Origin of the sequence: Streptococcus cristatus AS 1.3089 (genome assembly GCF_000385925.1) — a bacterium.
Lineage (GTDB): Bacteria > Bacillota > Bacilli > Lactobacillales > Streptococcaceae > Streptococcus > Streptococcus cristatus_B.
On record NC_021175.1, the window covers coordinates 1,339,786 to 1,355,831 of the forward strand.

Consider the following 16,046-nt stretch of genomic DNA (forward strand, 5'->3'; position numbering starts at 1 on the left):
TGATAGAAAGTAACTACTTATCAAAATCAAGATCAGACCACCTTAAGGAATACAGCTCCCCTTTCCTTAAGCCACTATAGGCCAACAAACGAAATAAGGCATAATTTTTATAAGGCTCTTCTGCCTTAATAATGGCTAAAAACTCATGCAATTCCTCAACGCTAAAGAAGTTATCTGACTTCTTCTTTTCCCTTTTAGGAAGCACTACTTGCTTCATGGGATTATCAGCAATTAATTTCATCTTTATTGCAAAATCAAATACTTGGCTAGTGTATGACTTGACCTGTTTAATATTTTTAAAAGTCTTCCCTTTTTCTGTAATGAATTCCTGGCACTGCCAAGGTGTAATCTTGGAAATTTTAAACTGACCAAGAACTGGTAAAATATGGATCCTGAACTGGTCATCTGTACGGACGCTTGTCGTCCTTTCTACTGTATCTTGATAAGTTTTGAACCATTCCTCAAAAACTTCATCAAAACGTCTCTCTGAGGCTCTCATAAGCTCTGAAAACTCGCCTGATGCTTTTTTGTGGTAAATCATAGCTTCATACTGTCTAGCCTCTCTAAGACTCTTAAAGCCGCTTTTAAAGAAATCCTGACGCTTGCCATCAATCACCCTGTAGATTCTGACCTTATAAAGATACCCTGATTTAGACTTTTAGCCTTATATTTAATAATAGACATTCTAATTTCTCCTTTATTTTTTAAGGTTTCGGAGCTTATAAAATAAAGAAATTACTGATTAAACCATTTGTTTAAATCGTTTTATAAATCATTGATAGTTAATTCTATTTCTCCCTCCTCATTGGCTATTCTATTAAATAATTCTTGAATATCGTGATTAAGACTATTTCGTAATGATTCTTCTTGATTTTCAAGTTCGAATAGTTGATTTTGTAAGTCACTTAATTGCTTTAAAATCTTTCTTCTTTTCTCATGGATAGACTGTAGTTTCTGAATCTCTTCTTGACTTAATAACTCTATTCCATTAACAGACTGTGCCATATTTAGCATGTATAAATATGCTGTCTTTGCATCATCAGTTAAATTCTCCCAGCTATTAACAGTCTTATTTGGAGATTGTTCTATGCCTAGTAAAAAAGGGATGGAGACTCCGAAGTAGTCGGCAAGTTTTTTTGCATTTTCTTCTTTTGGCTTTCTAGTACCTTGATTATAAGAACTAAGAGCACCATAAGGAACACCAGACTCTTGACTAATCTCCTTTAACTTTTTTCCAGATTTTTTGATCATTTCTTTTATTCTAGTAGGTGGTTTTCCAAAAACATTATTAATATTAGCCATAAAAACTCCTTTCAGACTATTATTTTATCATTTTTAAACAAATATGTATATTTTTAGTTGACAAAAACAAAAAAGTTTAATAAAATTCAATTATTAAACAAATTTGTTTAATTTCGGAGCTTATACAATAAAGAAAGAGGTCAGAATATGGCAGAAGATTTTACTATCCACTTACCCAAAGCAACTGAAAAGAAGTTGCTCGCTCGCTACGATAACATGGTTCAAAAGGCTATAGAAAAAGCCCTTGAAGATAGAGAACTCTATAAACCTATGATTCGTATGTCAGGCTTGTGCCGTTGGCTTGATGTATCCACCACTACTATTGTCAAATGGCAACGTGAGGGCATGCCTCACATGGTGATTGATGGAGTGACCTTATATGATAAACGTAAGGTTACTGCCTGGCTACAACAATATGAGAGATGAGAATAAAATAGCAATTTATTTGATAAAATTTTTGTCTATTTCATCATTTTTTACTGAAAAATAATTGTGAAAATAACTATGAAAATATTATGAAAACAGAAAAACATGACCCCATTTTAGGGTGCTTCAGAAAATTTATAACAGGGCGCCCTCTAACAGCCCGCTATGTGCACATCTGATGTGCATTTACTACACCCGTTTTTTGGCAAGTTTGACCGTAGCAAAATGAAAATGATCCGACGAAGTCGGCTTGGGGTTGCTCCCCCAAGAATGTCATTTTACGGAGGTCTTTGCGCAGACAAAAAGAGGCGCCGATAGGCGACCTCAAAAAGAAAGGAGCTTGATTTGGACTTTGAAGTCAGCTTAGACAATATCACTTTAACTGCCTATATTACGCATAACAAGCTTTATACGATAAAAACACTGATAGAAACTCATACTGCTATTATCGTTCAAACTGCTATGACAGATATGTTCAAAGCCTATACCCGGGATGGGGGCCACGTTAGACTCCTCCTAGACTACGACAAATTAAAAGGACAAGCCTTTAACTCTCGCCCTTTCAGGATAGAGTTTAATCCCAATAAACTCCGTCCAGTTGATAATAATATCTTGAACTCTATTATACCAAATCTTGAAGATATTTCAATCTCTCGTGCCGATTTGGCTTTTGATCTATTTGAAGTTGATTGCAGTGAATTTGTTTTTGAAAAGAAAGGTCGCCCTACTGCAACCAAAGAGTGGAGAGACCAGAATGGAAAACTGGAAACAAAGTATCTAGGCTCCTCTAGGTCAGAAAAGCAAATCAGACTCTATAACAAAAAAGTTGAGCAATTAGAAAATGGCTCTGAAAATGATAAGGAGTTCGCAAGAAAATTTACTCATTGGTGGCGATTAGAGTTTCAGTTACGCAGTCGTTCAGTTGAAGAAATATTCGAGATTATAAATTCAATTGTTTTTAAGCCTTTCACATTTGACGAGCTACCAGTTGAAACTCAAATCTATCTAGTGGCATATACACGTGATAAAAATATTTGGAAAAAATTGCATAGAAATACACGAACTAAGTACAAAAAATTTTGGAAAACCATCAAACTTCTGAAATTGATTATCTGCAACTTTTGAAAAATTTGTTACATAAGGAACGACCCAAACTAGAAAAGCAACTTGCTTTCTATGGTGGACGATAAGAAATTCTCATTAAAACTTTTCCCTTGTGATCTAAAAATTCCTGACTGCAGGGATTAGGGGATTGGGGATTTCCCCAAAAATTTAAAAAGTCAAGGATGGTCGGTTTTAGGAGCTGACCATCTCTGACCTTTTTAAAAACAGCATTTGGGTACCCAAGTGCTATGCTTGCCAGAAGAAAAGGGCCCTGAGGGCCTCAAGCGAAAAATGCCAGAACGGAGGTGGCTATTTTTGAAAAGTGAAGAGAAACGAAAACGGATGATCCAGAAAAAAATCCGCTTGACGGAGGAAGAGGCTCGGTTTATTTCGACCAAAGTTTTAGAATCTGGAATGACAAATTTTAATTCCTTTGCCCGCATCATGTTAATTATGGGCGAAGTCAAAATTTTGAATTTTGAAGAATTAAAGGAATTACGTCAGGCTATCAATCGGATTGGAGTCAATGTCAATCAGATTGCAAAAAAAGTAAACGAAGATGACCAGGTTAGTCTAAATGAGTTGAGTCAGATTCTTGAACTACAAAAATATTTGAAAGATACAGTCAATCAATTTATTCAAAAACAGGAAAATCAAACAAAGGAACAAGACAGATGATTCTGACAAAGATTTAATTTATTCTATATATTTTTCTTGACATTCTGCTCTTATTTATTCTAAACTGTAAGTAAGGATAGGATAACGTAGGGCGACTGGTAACAGTTCGTTCAAAGGTATCGTCTTCTGGTACGGGTGTGGGACTGCCTTCAGCTTAGAGCTGTAAAGACCCCAGACTACCATCGGTCCTATTCGTTTTACTCTTGGATTATATTCAAGAGTTTTTCTTGCCTAAAAAGTATAAAAGATATATACTAGCTATATAAGATATAGATTGGAGATATACCATGACTACATCACTTGCTAAGCAATACAATTTTAAAATAAATGAAGTAACAATGGAGCAAGCTAGAGCCATTATCAAGGAAAAAGGAATGACCATGACGGATGCTATCACTCTTTTTATAGAGCAGATTGTCCTCGAACAGGACTTGCCGATCAGGACTGCAGAAGATTTACACCGTGAACAGTTGATTGAGGAATTACAAGCTCAATCCGAACGAGCCTTAAGAGAATATGAAGCAGGCAAAGGGATTTCCCTAGACAGTATGAGGGCACGCTATGGCTTATAAAGTAATTGTTTCTGATGAAGTGAGCCAAGCCATTGACAGTATTCATGATTACATCACTACTGTTCTTTTATCACCTCAGTCTGCTAAAAATACTGTGGGTAAAATTTTAGATGGCTTAAAAAGTTTAGAAGTCTTTCCTGAGGCTGGTTTTAACGCCGATGAAAAAATCGGTGTAAAGATTAACAGTAAGTACCCTACACGAGGAAAAATTATCGGTCAGTATGTTTTACTCTACTTCATCGACCAAAAACGAAACACTGTTTTTTTATCTCACCTATTCCACACAAAAAGCGACTATGTCACTTTGCTACAAAATGGTAATAAAAAAAGCTCAACTGATTGAGACAACTTTCATTATTTTATAAGCTCCGAAACCTTAATTTTTGGTACCTTTTTGGTACCGTCTTAGTTTAACAATACGGCATGTACATAATATTTTACAGCTACTTTCCCTTTAGAAACGTTGATTTAATAAGGATTTAAATATTACAGAGTATACCTTTGTAAAATACGGTCTCAAATAAGAACCGTATTGACATTAAAAAGAATGTTGATACAAAGCCATTTCCGAGAAATCGGATTTGGTTTTTTTGTTTTTCCAATAGAAAATCCTTTGAAATCTGGAATGAGGCAGCATGACTACTGTCACTCATTCCTTCATCTCAAAGGATTGGTTTCAACTATTGATTTTCTTTCAATTTTTCTCGCTCAAGGCGAAGTTTGCGATTTGGATTTAGCCGGTTGAAGAGTTCTTCCAGCTTTTCTGCATTCCAAACATCTGCTGCTGAGACAAAGTTGCCATTTTCGTCTCGGAAAGATATTGGTTTATCACCCATTATATATCTCCTTAGTCAACAAATTCAAACTCAAACTTACCGATGCGCACCAAATCTCCGTCCTTGGCACCACGCGCACGAAGTGCTTCGTCAACGCCCATACCGCGCAACTGACGAGAGAATTTCATAATGGACTCATCACGGTCAAAGTTGGTCATTGTAAAGAGTTTTTCTAGTTTATCACCTGAAAGCACCCATGTAGCATCATCATCACGGGAGATTTCGAAGGCTGGCGCTTCTTCGTCAAAGCCATAATAAGCCTCGTCTTCCATATCAGATTCTTCATAAAGCAGAAACTCAGGCGTCTTATCCAGCAGCTCAGCCGTTGCATCCAAGAGCGTGGCAAGCCCCTGCTTGGTCAGACTAGAAATAGGGAAAATCTGCGGCAACTCTTCAAATTCATCATAGTTGGCAGCCAATTTTTTCTTAAATTCTTTCAAGTTTTCTGCGCTATCAGGCATATCCATCTTATTGGCTACAATGATTTGTGGCCGTTCCATTAAGCGTAAATTATAGGATTCCAACTCTTTGTTGATCGCAAGGTAATCTTCATAAGGATCGCGTCCCTCACTAGCAGACATATCAATAACGTGCAAAATGACCCGTGTCCGCTCGATATGACGAAGAAACTGGGTGCCTAGGCCTACTCCCTGACTGGCTCCTTCGATCAATCCTGGCAGATCGGCTACCGCAAAAGATTCTCCAGACTGAGTCCGAACCATGCCCAGATTAGGAACAATCGTGGTAAAGTGATAGGCTCCGATTTTTGGCTTGGCTGATGTAATCACACTCAGAAGGGTTGACTTGCCAACTGAAGGAAAACCAACCAGACCAACATCGGCCAGCACTTTTAGCTCCAGCAGTAATTCTCTTTCCTGACCCGGCTCCCCATTTTCAGAAATTTCCGGAGCAGGATTTTTAGGTGTAGCAAAGCGGATATTGCCACGGCCGCCACGACCGCCATGCGCTACGACGAAACGTTGACCGTGCTCAATCAAATCTGTAATCACCTTGCCGGTCTCAGCATCACGCACGGTCGTCCCCTGCGGTACACGGATAATCAAATCCTCCGCTCCTCGACCATGCATTCCCTTGGTCATTCCTTTTTCGCCCGATTGAGCCTTGAAATGACGATTGTAACGGAAGTCCATCAAGGTACGGAGACCTTCATCCACGACAAAAATCACATCGCCACCACGGCCGCCATCGCCGCCCCAAGGTCCGCCATTGGGTACATATTTTTCTCGACGAAAGGCCACCATGCCATCGCCGCCCTTGCCAGCCTTGACCTGAATCTTGGCTGTATCTAAAAACATACTCATATAAATTCTCGCTTCTTTTTTACTCTAAAAAAACGCCTTGCAGCGTTTAGGATTAGAAGATTGCGCTGATAGCTTGTGCAAAAATTGCACCAACCGTTACAAGTAACATGATTACGATAACCAGCATTGTCAATTTTTCAAATCCAGTTTTTTTACGTTGTCCGTTATCTCCAAAAGCCACTTTATTACCTCAATTCCAAGATTACTCTCTCTATTCTAACACGATTAGCACACTTTTTCAAATATTTACGAAAGGAAAAGGAAAAAGAGAGTTTTCACCCTGTCACCAAAAAAGATTGAAGAACTTGCCTCAAATAGGGACTTTCTCCAATCTTTTGAATTTTATCTTGCTTTTTAGTCGATGCCAATCTCAGCACGGACAACATCCGCAATTGTATCCACATAATAGTCCACTTCTTCGTGAGTTGGCGCTTCAGCCATAACACGCAGAAGCGGCTCTGTTCCACTTGGGCGGACAAGGATGCGGCCGTTTCCTGCCATTTCAGTTTCCATTTTTTCAATAATGTCTCTGATAGCAGGAACTTCCATTGACTTATCTTTCATGGCATTTTCGACACGAATATTAACTAATTTTTGTGGGTAAATGGTCACTTCGGCTGCAAGTTCAGACAAGCTCTTGCCAGTTTCTTTCATCACTTTGGTTAATTGCACAGCTGACAATTGACCATCACCAGTGGTATTATAATCCATGATAATGACATGACCAGATTGCTCACCGCCTAGATTATAACCGTTCTTGCGCATTTCTTCTACCACGTAGCGGTCACCAACGGCAGTCACTACTTTATTGATGCCTTCCCGCTCTAAAGCTTTGTGGAAGCCAAGGTTGGACATAACGGTCGTCACAATTGTATTTTGAGCCAATTGGCCTTTTTCAGAAAGATACTTGCCGATAATGTACATGATCTTGTCACCATCTACAATATCGCCATTTTCATCAACGGCAATCAAGCGGTCACTATCGCCATCAAAAGCAAGTCCAATCGCCGCCCCTGATTCACGGACTGTTTCCTGTAAGCCTTCTGGATGAGTTGAGCCTACATTCAAGTTAATGTTGAGGCCATCTGGATTTTCTCCGATAACAGTCAGCTGGGCACCCAAATCAGCAAAAATTTGACGGGCACTGGTTGAAGCAGCACCATTTGCCGTATCAAGGGCAACATGCATGCCTTCAAGATCTAAACCAGTTGAAACGATGTATTGTTGGTACTTACGCAAGCCTTCAGGATAGTCCATGACTTTTCCTAAACCTTCTGCACTTGGACGTGGAAGAGTATCTTCTGCTGCGTCCAGCAAAGCTTCGATTTCGAGTTCGCGTTCATCATCCAGTTTATAACCATCGCCACCAAAGAATTTGATGCCATTATCGAGAGCAGGATTGTGGCTAGCTGAAATCATGACACCCGCACTGGCTTTTTCGGATTTGACCAAGTAAGCAACACCTGGAGTCGCGATCACACCTAGTTTGTAGACGTGAATCCCGACAGAAAGCAGACCTGCAATCAAGGCACTCTCCAACATTTCCCCCGAAATGCGCGTATCACGACCAACAAATACCCGAGGAACTTCACTTTCGTGTTGGCTCAGAACATATCCACCAAAACGACCCAGTTTAAAGGCCAATTCCGGCGTTAATTCCACATTAGCTTCTCCACGAACACCATCGGTTCCAAAATATTTACCCATTTTTAAAATTTTCCTTTCAAATCTTGCATTTATTTACTAGATGAACTCGAACTTGAGCTCGATTTTGAGCTTGACGAATTCGAATGTGTTATTTTTGTCGTAACTTTCATCGTTGTTTCAAACGGAGTCACAACACTTGGCAAAACATTCCCATTGGCATCCATGGCCTGCAAGGAAGCTGCCCCACTATAATTTCCTGAAATAGTGACATTGCTTGGTAAAACTGCTGCGACATGATTAACTTTTTCCAAAGTTTCTTCATCGCTTGTCACTGTCACTTCTTCGTGCTCCAAGCTCACATTTGTGATAGAGATATCTTCTGCAACCTGGCTGACTGTGATGAGATACTTCACTGGTACTTTCTTGCTTGCTTTTTTACCTATCTTGACTGAAATTTTTTGCGGATTGACCGTAGCAGACAGGCCGCTAGGTAGATTTTCCACCTTCAGCTGTACTTCGACCGTTCCTTCTGATGCATTGGATAAATCCGCCACCACATGAAACTTCCGTGTACTCTCCTGCATTTCGCTGCTTAGGGTCACTCTATTAGACCCCGTCAAAACAACGCTAGCTTCGGAAGTGAAGCCGCTAATGAAGTAACGTTCACTATCGTACTTGATGTCAATCGGAACATTGGAAATCGTATTGCTGTACGTTTCCGAGGTCACTTGTCGAATACTGATACTGTTTTGAAAACTACTAGAGGTCGCATAAACAAACAAAACTATCGCAAAGAATAAAGAGGAGACAATATAAAGAATTTTTTTACTTTCTTTCATTCTTCCATCCTCCTAGTAAACGATTCTTTAGACTCAGTTTTTCATGCTTGTCTGATAGCAGGACTTCTCGCAGTTGTAGCTCAAACTCATTCAAGCTCAAGTTGTGCTTGAAAACTCCATTATGTGTCGTAGAAATACCACCTGTTTCCTCAGACACGACAAAAGTAAAGGCATCTGAAACTTCCGAAAGGCCAATCGCAGCCCGGTGCCGAGTTCCAAATTCCTTGGAAATACCTGTACTTTCTGTTAGCGGCAAATAGGCACAAGAAGCAGCGATCTTATTATCTTTGATAATAACTGCCCCATCATGCAGAGGCGTATTAGGAATGAAAATATTGATCAACAGTTCCCCAGAGATATCCGCATCCAGTGGGATTCCCGTTGCAATGTATTCCTGCAACGTTCGAGTGCCCTGAATAGCCACCAAGGCACCGATCTTACGCGGACTCATGTAAGCTACTGCCTTAACAAAGGCTTGAATCAATTTCTCCTCACTGCTGACTGGCGTGGCCGAAAAAATCTCAGTTGCTCTACCCAGCTTTTCAAGACCAGTCCGAATCTCAGGCGAGAAAATCACCACTGCCGCAATAACCCCGTAGGTAATAACCTGATTGATCAACCATGAAATGGTCGTTAAACCAATGATATTCGCTAAAAACTGTGCCAAGATGAAGAAGAGCACTCCCCGAACCAGAATCATAATTTTGGTTCCGGCAATTGCTTTAGTAAAATGGTATAAAATACAGGTAACCAAAGCAATATCAATAATGTTGATTAAAATATTCCAAGGATTACTGAATACATTAGCCCAGTATTGGAGATTGGTTAGTTGTTGAAAATTCATTGCATAGTGGCCCTCCCAGTCAAAAACAAACGGTTCTCAACCATTATATCACTTTTAAGGATATTTTTCTGTAACCTTCTTTACTTTTTTATGATAAAATATTTCTTATGAAGATAAATACAGCATTGGGCCTCTTGGCAGGCAAGTCCTCCCACTTTGTTCTCAGCAAAATGGGACGCGGCTCGACTCTGCCAGGGAAAGTTGCCCTCACATTTGACAAAAACATTCTGCAAAACTTAGCCAAGAACTACGAAGTTGTGGTTATTACAGGAACAAACGGAAAAACTCTGACTACAGCTTTGACGGTGGGCATTCTCAAGGAAGCTTTCGGAGAAGTGGTGACCAATCCTAGCGGTGCCAATATGATTACAGGGATTACAACAACCTTCCTGACTTCTAAAAAAGGCAAATCTGGCAAAAATATCGCTGTACTGGAAATCGATGAAGCCAGCCTATCTCGGATTTGTGATTATATCAAGCCTAGCCTCTTCGTCTTTACCAATATTTTCCGAGACCAGATGGACCGCTATGGTGAGATCTACACGACCTATCAGATGATCTTGGATGCGGCTGCTAAGGTTCCTGAAGCAACTGTACTGATGAATGGCGATAGTCCGCTCTTTAACTCGGTCAGCCTGAAAAATCCTGTCCGTTACTATGGTTTCGACACGGAGAAAAGCCAGGCTAAGCTGGCGCACTACAATACCGAGGGCATCCTCTGCCCTAAGTGCGAGCATATCCTCAAGTACGAGCTCAATACTTATGCAAATCTAGGAGCTTACATCTGTGAGGACTGTGGCTTCAAGCGTCCTAAGCTAGACTACAGCCTGACCGCTCTCAAGACACTTGAGCACAACCGCTCTGTCTTTACCATTGATGGACAAGATTATCAAATCAATATCGGTGGTCTCTACAATATCTACAATGCCTTGGCCGCTGTGTCAGTTGCACAGTTCTTCGGAGTCGAACCGGCTACCATCAAGGCTGGCTTTGACAAGAGCCGAGCTGTCTTTGGCCGTCAGGAAACTTTCAAAATTGGCGATAAGGAATGTACCTTGGTCTTGATCAAAAATCCAGTCGGTGCTACCCAAGCCTTGGAAATGATTAAGCTGGCACCTTTTGACTTTAGCCTATCTGTCCTGCTCAATGCCAACTATGCGGACGGTATTGATACTAGCTGGATCTGGGATGCTGATTTTGAGAAAATTTTAGAGATGGATATCCCTCAGGTCCTTGCAGGCGGAGTTCGCCATTCTGAGATTGCTCGTCGACTGCGGGTAACAGGATATCCAGCAGATCAGATTACCGAAGTCAAAGATTTGGAAGCAGTCTTTAAGTTGATTGAAAAACAAGAAACCAAGCATGCCTACATCCTAGCTACTTATACCGCTATGCTGGAATTCCGTGAGTTGCTGGCAGAACGACAAGTAATTAGAAAGGAGATGAACTAATGGTTTATAGATCCCTCGTTTCTCCTGAGAACCAGGATTATCACTATGACTTAAAAATCGCTCATCTCTACGGCGACCTTATGAATACCTATGGCGACAACGGTAATGTCCTGATGCTCAAGTATGTAGCTGAAAAGCTAGGCGCTAGGGTTGAGGTTGATATTGTCTCCCTAGAAGATGACTTTGACAAGGACAGCTACGACATCGTCTTCTTTGGCGGAGGTCAAGACTATGAGCAAACGATCGTGGCTCGTGACTTGCCAGCTAAAAAAGAAGCTTTGGAAAGCTTTATCAATGAAAACGGCGTTGTACTAGCTATCTGCGGTGGCTTCCAACTCTTAGGCCAATACTATATCGAAGCTTCTGGCCGTCGAATCGAAGGACTCGGCATCATGGGACACTATACCCTAAACCAAGTCAAGAATCGCTATATCGGCGACATCAAGATTTATAACGAAGAATTTGATGAAACCTACTACGGCTTTGAAAACCACCAAGGGCGTACTTTTCTCTCCGACGATGAAAAACCGCTGGGCAAAGTCGTCTATGGAAATGGTAATAATCAGGAAGACGGCAACGAAGGTGTCCACTATAAAAATGTCTTTGGTTCCTACTTCCATGGCCCCATCTTATCCCGCAATGCGAATCTGGCCTACCGTCTGGTGACCACTGCTCTGAAAAACAAGTATGGCTCAGATATTAAACTGGCTGCTTATGAAGATATCCTTGCACAAGAAATCCCAGAAGAATACGGAGATATCAAAAGCAAGGCTGAATTTGAATAAATAGGAGAATCGTTATGAAAGAAAAATTTCACTATATCCTGCTATTGATTACCATTCTATTGGTTGCCAGTATTTCCTTGGCCAATATGCAGAGCGTCAATGTTAGTTTTATCCTTTTCAGCTTCAAACTTCCCTTGATCATATTGGTTTTGGTCTCTGTTCTCCTAGGCTCTGTCACGACCTTTCTCATCAGCATGCCAAAGAACTTCTCGCTAAAAAATGAGCTCAAGAAAACCAAAGAAGCTCTGAAAACATCTCAAAAAGAAAACTAGGCTGGAAATTCCAACCTAGTTTTTTTGCTACTTTGTTTCAACAAAACCAAATTTATCTAAGGGAGAAATACGGAATTCTACAATTCCCTTGATCTGCTCCTTTTTGATCAGACCAAATTCTCGACTGTCTTTCGTATTTTCCCGTCGATCATTCAAGATGAGAAAAGAATTTTTAGGGATAGTATCAGAAGTCGCTCCTTTTAAGTCAACAACAGAAAAATCGTGGGTATAATAGCCCGTGCTGGCAGCCGAAGCCAGATACTTCTCTCGCATCTTTTCGATATATTGCTCTGATTGCACCTGATCGTTCAGATATAGCAAGTTATCCATATAGGTCACCTTGTCATTTTCCATAGCAATAACACGGCCGACATATTCTTTCCCATCGACCTCATAGAGGGCAAATTCCCCACGAGCAAGCTTGGCTGTCTTATCCGCCAAGACCAAATCATTTTCCGCTAAGAAAGAATTGGCATCTTGCTTGGTGATACGATAAGGTGTATAGACAAACAAACGTAAGCCCACCAAAATGGCAATAAATACCGTCACAATGATAATATTCCTTAGTAAATCTCTCTTTAACATCTCTCTCCCCTGTCCTTTTATTCTATTATATCATTTTTCATGGGATTAGACAAAACACAGAGACGAGAAAGGATTTTCTTTAATAAAATTGTAAAAAAGGCAAAGCCTATTGAGGAGCTCCCTCAATCGAATTTGCCTTTCTAATTTTAATCTTCTTTAGCCACGCGTGATTTGTTAGCGATATCAGCTAAGATAGCTTGAACAAAGTCATCAACTGAGACAGTTTGTGTTTCTTTTTGGCCGTAGCGACGAACGTTGACTGTTCCATCTTCCATTTCCTTGTCTCCAACGATCAATTGGTAAGGAATCTTGCTAGTTTGAGAAGCACGGATCTTGAACTGCATTTTTTCATTACGTTCATCCACATCAGCACGAACCCCACGGTCACGGAGTTTCTTCGCCACTTCCCATGCGTAGTCCACGTGTTTTTCGTTAGAAACTGGGATGAGGGTTACTTGGTGTGGTGCAAGCCATGTTGGGAAGGCACCCTTGTAGTTTTCAATCAAGATAGCTGTGAAGCGTTCCATGGTTGAGATAACCCCACGGTGGATCATAACTGGACGGTGCTCTTCGCCATCAGCTCCGATGTATTTGAGGTCGAAACGTTCTGGAAGCAAGAAGTCAAGCTGGATAGTAGAAAGTGTTTCTTCTTTACCAAGGGCAGTTTTAACCTGAATATCCAATTTTGGTCCGTAGAAGGCTGCTTCACCTTCTGCTTCAAAGTAGTCAACACCCATTTCATCAAGGGCGGCACGAAGCATGGTTTGGGCATTTTCCCACATCTCATCGTTGTCAAAGTACTTGTGAGTATCTTGAGGGTCGCGAAGAGAGAGACGGAAGCGGTATTCAGTCAAGTTGAAGTCTTCATAAACATCGATAATCAACTGAAGGGCGCGTTGGAATTCTTCTTGGATTTGTTCTGGGGTAACGAAAAGGTGACCGTCGTTGAGGGACATTTCACGAACACGTTGAAGACCAGTCAGAGCACCCGATTTTTCATAGCGGTGCATCATTCCGATCTCAGCAATACGGATTGGCAACTCACGGTAAGAGTGAACATGGTGTTTGAAGACTTGGATGTGGTGTGGGCAGTTCATTGGACGAAGGACAAACTCTTCACCGTCACCCATGTCCATGGTTGGGAACATATCTTCACGGTAGTGATCCCAGTGACCAGAAGTCTTATAAAGTTCCACAGAGGCAAGTGGTGGAGTGTAAACGTGTTGGTAGCCTGCAGCTATTTCCTTATCGACAATGTAGCGTTCCAATTCACGACGGATAGTCGCACCATTTGGCAACCAGAATGGCAAACCTTGTCCAACTTCTTGAGAAATCATGAAGAGGTCAAGCTCTTTACCAAGTTTACGGTGGTCACGTTCTTTGGCTTCTTCACGCATTTGAAGGTAGTTCTTCAAATCTTTCTTGTCAAACCAAGCTGTACCGTAGATCCGTTGCATCATAGCATTGTCACTATTTCCACGCCAGTAAGCACCAGCTACATGGAGAAGGTGGAAGATTTGGATTCGACCTGTTGAAGGAACGTGCGGACCACGGCAGAGGTCTACATATTCGCCCTGACGGTAGATGGTCAACCCCCCCTCATCTTCCGAGTGCTCTTCAATCAATTCTAACTTGTATGGGTCATGTTTGAAAATTTCACGTGCCTCGTCTTTCGATACTTCCTCACGAATAGAAGGGAAGTTTTCTTTGACGATCTTTTGCATTTCTTCTTCGATACGAGGCAGGTCTTCGTTGGAGATTTGACCAGCTGTGTTGTCCGTATCGTAGTAGAAGCCATCTTCGATAGCTGGACCAACTCCCAAGTGAATGTCTGGGAAAAGGCGACGAGCTGCTTGGGCAAACAAGTGAGCAGCTGAGTGGCGCAAGATTGGCAGAGCATCTTCGTGATCAGGTGTCACGATTTCGATAGCACCATCTTCAGTGATGGCACGAGTTGTATCAATCAATTTGCCGTTGAATTTACCAGCAAGAGCTTTTTTAGCTAGGGAATTGCTGATAGATTGGGCAATTTCAAAAGTAGTAACGCCAGCTTCGAATTCACGAACAGCGCCATCTGGGAAAGTAATCTTAATCATGGTTTTCTCCTTAAATATTTATTCTATTTTTTGGACAATTTTAAGAGCCGAGCAACTTCTTCCACAGTCTGATTTTCTGACTGACTACCATCTATTATGAGGCTAGGATAGCCTAATTTCATCGCTTCCTGCCGAACCATTTGGGCAAAAAGAATGTCTCGTTGCATCCAGTTTTCAAAAGCTTGCTCAGGATTGGTAGTTCCCTCTAAGACATAAGGAACCCATTCTCTCTGTTTATAGTGCTTTTTCTGAAAATCAGCTGTCGGAGTCAAGCATAGATAGGAAGACGCTGGGCATTCAAGCTCCTTTACCAAGTGAGGCAAAAGTCCTGCTCCCTCAACCAAGAGAGGTCTATCTTGATTTTTTATCAAGTAAGATTTTACATAAGGAAAAATCTCTTCATAAAAGCGCCATTCTTCATCTGCCATCTCTTCTGGATTTCTCATCCAGATTTGTTGTGGACTTCTGTCCTGTCTCAGAAGGCAAATTGGCTGTGAGTCTGCACTTGCTTGACTCATCATCTCTTCTACCAAATCATCCAGTTTGATATGAAGTAGTTGATACTGTCTAGCAAGAAGTGAGGCAATTGTTGATTTTCCACTACAAGGCGATCCGCCAATCATATAAAGCATCATTCTTCCTCCTTCTGACAAAATAAAAACGACATCCTTAAAAGGACGTCGCAACGTGGTTCCACCTTCATTTATGCAAGCCAAAAAGACCTACACCTCTGATTGGCTCTAACGTAGCCACCGTTTTATGTTTTCATAAAAGCCAGTAGAGTAGTCCCAACTGCATCCTCTGCGCGATTTCCAGCTCCACGCGCTCTCTAAAAGATTTCCTGCAGGTGATATGTCTCTAAAAATTATTATAGCACGATTGAAAAATTTGCAAGAACTTTTATTGGTTTCCAGCTCTGCTATTTTTCCTAGTAAATCTATAAATCACATGTCCCAAGCCATTTCCAGCTAGTGAGAAAAGGAAATAAGCGGCATGATAAAGAGGAATCCACTCCCCAAAGATGAAAATAGTCAGGAAAAATAAGAGGGCAACCAAGAAAGAAAAGCGCAAAGAAAAGCCATGAAAAGCTGCATAGAGCAGGGACACCAACAAGGTTGCCAGAGGAGAATAGATGAGAACATTTCCAACTACTAGCCCCTTACTTAACATGGAATCCATGGGCAAATACCGTAACAGTATATAAAAGACAAAATAGAAAAAGAAAAGGGGGAGCAAAAAGAAAATTTCTTTTTTATGAACTTTCATAAGAGCACCTCCGTTCATTAG

General features: G+C 41.0%; 19 protein-coding genes and 1 pseudogene. 8 read left to right on the forward strand and 12 right to left on the reverse strand.

Features of this window, described 5'->3' with window-relative positions; translation table 11 throughout:
- Positions 1-13: 13 nt before the first annotated feature.
- Positions 14-616: a tyrosine-type recombinase/integrase gene (locus I872_RS06660; RefSeq protein ID WP_231913824.1), complete on the reverse strand. Its 603-nt coding sequence runs from the start codon at positions 614-616 to the stop codon at positions 14-16.
- 149 nt (positions 617-765) lie between these two features.
- Entirely contained in the window at positions 766-1,302 is a 537-nt protein-coding gene (locus I872_RS10690) for a helix-turn-helix domain-containing protein (RefSeq protein ID WP_015605375.1), read from the reverse strand.
- 147 nt (positions 1,303-1,449) lie between these two features.
- On the opposite strand from I872_RS10690, the gene I872_RS06670 reads away from it, so the two are divergent.
- The 5 genes and pseudogenes from I872_RS06670 (at position 1,450) to I872_RS06690 (ending at position 4,425) form a co-directional block, all read left to right on the forward strand.
- A complete protein-coding gene (locus I872_RS06670) occupies positions 1,450-1,728 on the forward strand; it encodes a hypothetical protein (protein ID WP_015605376.1) in 279 nt (92 codons plus the stop codon).
- A 345-nt stretch (positions 1,729-2,073) separates the two neighbouring features.
- Positions 2,074-2,918, forward strand: a pseudogene (locus I872_RS06675) (replication initiation protein).
- Positions 2,919-3,147: 229 nt separating this feature from the next.
- Positions 3,148-3,510, forward strand: a complete 363-nt coding sequence (locus I872_RS06680; RefSeq protein ID WP_015605378.1) for a plasmid mobilization protein — start codon at positions 3,148-3,150, stop codon at positions 3,508-3,510.
- Positions 3,511-3,797: 287 nt separating this feature from the next.
- On the forward strand, positions 3,798-4,082 hold the full coding sequence (gene relB, locus I872_RS06685) for a type II toxin-antitoxin system RelB/ParD family antitoxin (protein ID WP_015605379.1): 285 nt from the start codon (positions 3,798-3,800) through the stop codon (positions 4,080-4,082).
- Positions 4,072-4,425, forward strand: coding sequence for a type II toxin-antitoxin system RelE/ParE family toxin (locus I872_RS06690; protein ID WP_015605380.1), 354 nt, complete (start codon positions 4,072-4,074; stop codon positions 4,423-4,425). The genes relB and I872_RS06690 overlap by 11 nt, the downstream gene beginning before the upstream one ends.
- A gap of 337 nt (positions 4,426-4,762) precedes the next feature.
- Here the strand turns inward: I872_RS06690 and I872_RS11295 are convergent, their stop codons facing one another.
- From I872_RS11295 to cdaA, 6 genes are all read right to left on the reverse strand, one after another.
- Entirely contained in the window at positions 4,763-4,918 is a 156-nt protein-coding gene (locus tag I872_RS11295) for a hypothetical protein (RefSeq protein ID WP_005590636.1), read from the reverse strand.
- Between the two features lie 11 nt (positions 4,919-4,929).
- The gene (gene obgE, locus I872_RS06700; RefSeq protein WP_041826816.1) at positions 4,930-6,240 is read right to left on the reverse strand and encodes a GTPase ObgE; all 1,311 of its coding nucleotides are present in this window, start codon (positions 6,238-6,240) and stop codon (positions 4,930-4,932) included.
- Between the two features lie 52 nt (positions 6,241-6,292).
- Complete coding sequence (locus tag I872_RS10985) at positions 6,293-6,421, reverse strand: DUF4044 domain-containing protein (RefSeq protein WP_005590638.1); 129 nt, start codon at positions 6,419-6,421, stop codon at positions 6,293-6,295.
- A gap of 173 nt (positions 6,422-6,594) precedes the next feature.
- Complete coding sequence (glmM, locus tag I872_RS06705; RefSeq protein ID WP_015605382.1) at positions 6,595-7,947, reverse strand: phosphoglucosamine mutase; 1,353 nt, start codon at positions 7,945-7,947, stop codon at positions 6,595-6,597.
- A gap of 29 nt (positions 7,948-7,976) precedes the next feature.
- On the reverse strand, positions 7,977-8,726 hold the full coding sequence (locus tag I872_RS06710) for a CdaR family protein (RefSeq protein WP_015605383.1): 750 nt from the start codon (positions 8,724-8,726) through the stop codon (positions 7,977-7,979).
- Positions 8,713-9,570, reverse strand: coding sequence for a diadenylate cyclase CdaA (cdaA, locus tag I872_RS06715; RefSeq protein ID WP_015605384.1), 858 nt, complete (start codon positions 9,568-9,570; stop codon positions 8,713-8,715). Before cdaA ends, I872_RS06710 begins: the two co-directional genes overlap by 14 nt.
- Positions 9,571-9,677: 107 nt before the next feature.
- Here cdaA and murT point away from each other — a divergent pair, with 107 nt between their 5' ends.
- From murT to I872_RS06730, 3 genes are read left to right on the forward strand one after another with little or no spacing between them, the layout of a single operon-like run.
- On the forward strand, positions 9,678-11,021 hold the full coding sequence (gene murT / locus I872_RS06720) for a lipid II isoglutaminyl synthase subunit MurT (RefSeq protein WP_015605385.1): 1,344 nt from the start codon (positions 9,678-9,680) through the stop codon (positions 11,019-11,021).
- The gene (gene gatD / locus I872_RS06725) at positions 11,021-11,806 is read left to right on the forward strand and encodes a lipid II isoglutaminyl synthase subunit GatD (protein ID WP_015605386.1); all 786 of its coding nucleotides are present in this window, start codon (positions 11,021-11,023) and stop codon (positions 11,804-11,806) included. Before murT ends, gatD begins: the two co-directional genes overlap by 1 nt.
- A 14-nt stretch (positions 11,807-11,820) precedes the next feature.
- Positions 11,821-12,078 carry a LapA family protein gene (locus tag I872_RS06730; protein WP_015605387.1) on the forward strand — a complete coding sequence of 86 codons (258 nt, stop codon included), beginning with the start codon at positions 11,821-11,823 and terminating at the stop codon, positions 12,076-12,078.
- Positions 12,079-12,105: 27 nt separating this feature from the next.
- On the opposite strand, the gene lepB is transcribed toward I872_RS06730, so the two are convergent.
- From lepB to I872_RS06750, 4 genes are all read right to left on the reverse strand, one after another.
- Positions 12,106-12,663: a signal peptidase I gene (gene lepB, locus I872_RS06735; protein WP_015605388.1), complete on the reverse strand. Its 558-nt coding sequence runs from the start codon at positions 12,661-12,663 to the stop codon at positions 12,106-12,108.
- A gap of 146 nt (positions 12,664-12,809) precedes the next feature.
- The gene (gene thrS / locus I872_RS06740) at positions 12,810-14,759 is read right to left on the reverse strand and encodes a threonine--tRNA ligase (protein WP_015605389.1); all 1,950 of its coding nucleotides are present in this window, start codon (positions 14,757-14,759) and stop codon (positions 12,810-12,812) included.
- A gap of 23 nt (positions 14,760-14,782) precedes the next feature.
- Positions 14,783-15,391 (reverse strand): adenylate kinase family protein, encoded by a 609-nt coding sequence (locus I872_RS06745; RefSeq protein ID WP_015605390.1) that lies wholly within the window; start codon positions 15,389-15,391, stop codon positions 14,783-14,785.
- A 268-nt stretch (positions 15,392-15,659) separates the two neighbouring features.
- Positions 15,660-16,025 carry a hypothetical protein gene (locus I872_RS06750; protein ID WP_015605391.1) on the reverse strand — a complete coding sequence of 122 codons (366 nt, stop codon included), beginning with the start codon at positions 16,023-16,025 and terminating at the stop codon, positions 15,660-15,662.
- Positions 16,026-16,046: the final 21 nt, after the last annotated feature.

What these genes read in the sequence shown, in the direction of transcription:
- murT (WP_015605385.1), top strand. Translation starts at nt 9,678, where the DNA reads ATGAAGATAAATACAGCATTGGGCCTCTTGGCAGGCAAGTCCTCCCAC.
- I872_RS06745 (WP_015605390.1), bottom strand. Translation starts at nt 15,391, where the DNA reads ATGCTTTATATGATTGGCGGATCGCCTTGTAGTGGAAAATCAACAATT.
- I872_RS06670 (WP_015605376.1), top strand. Translation starts at nt 1,450, where the DNA reads ATGGCAGAAGATTTTACTATCCACTTACCCAAAGCAACTGAAAAGAAG.
- I872_RS11295 (WP_005590636.1), bottom strand. Translation starts at nt 4,918, where the DNA reads ATGGGTGATAAACCAATATCTTTCCGAGACGAAAATGGCAACTTTGTC.
- I872_RS06750 (WP_015605391.1), bottom strand. Translation starts at nt 16,025, where the DNA reads ATGAAAGTTCATAAAAAAGAAATTTTCTTTTTGCTCCCCCTTTTCTTT.
- I872_RS06690 (WP_015605380.1), top strand. Translation starts at nt 4,072, where the DNA reads ATGGCTTATAAAGTAATTGTTTCTGATGAAGTGAGCCAAGCCATTGAC.
- obgE (WP_041826816.1), bottom strand. Translation starts at nt 6,240, where the DNA reads ATGAGTATGTTTTTAGATACAGCCAAGATTCAGGTCAAGGCTGGCAAG.
- I872_RS06730 (WP_015605387.1), top strand. Translation starts at nt 11,821, where the DNA reads ATGAAAGAAAAATTTCACTATATCCTGCTATTGATTACCATTCTATTG.
- lepB (WP_015605388.1), bottom strand. Translation starts at nt 12,663, where the DNA reads ATGTTAAAGAGAGATTTACTAAGGAATATTATCATTGTGACGGTATTT.
- I872_RS10690 (WP_015605375.1), bottom strand. Translation starts at nt 1,302, where the DNA reads ATGGCTAATATTAATAATGTTTTTGGAAAACCACCTACTAGAATAAAA.
- glmM (WP_015605382.1), bottom strand. Translation starts at nt 7,947, where the DNA reads ATGGGTAAATATTTTGGAACCGATGGTGTTCGTGGAGAAGCTAATGTG.
- gatD (WP_015605386.1), top strand. Translation starts at nt 11,021, where the DNA reads ATGGTTTATAGATCCCTCGTTTCTCCTGAGAACCAGGATTATCACTAT.
- relB (WP_015605379.1), top strand. Translation starts at nt 3,798, where the DNA reads ATGACTACATCACTTGCTAAGCAATACAATTTTAAAATAAATGAAGTA.
- I872_RS06710 (WP_015605383.1), bottom strand. Translation starts at nt 8,726, where the DNA reads ATGAAAGAAAGTAAAAAAATTCTTTATATTGTCTCCTCTTTATTCTTT.
- cdaA (WP_015605384.1), bottom strand. Translation starts at nt 9,570, where the DNA reads ATGAATTTTCAACAACTAACCAATCTCCAATACTGGGCTAATGTATTC.
- thrS (WP_015605389.1), bottom strand. Translation starts at nt 14,759, where the DNA reads ATGATTAAGATTACTTTCCCAGATGGCGCTGTTCGTGAATTCGAAGCT.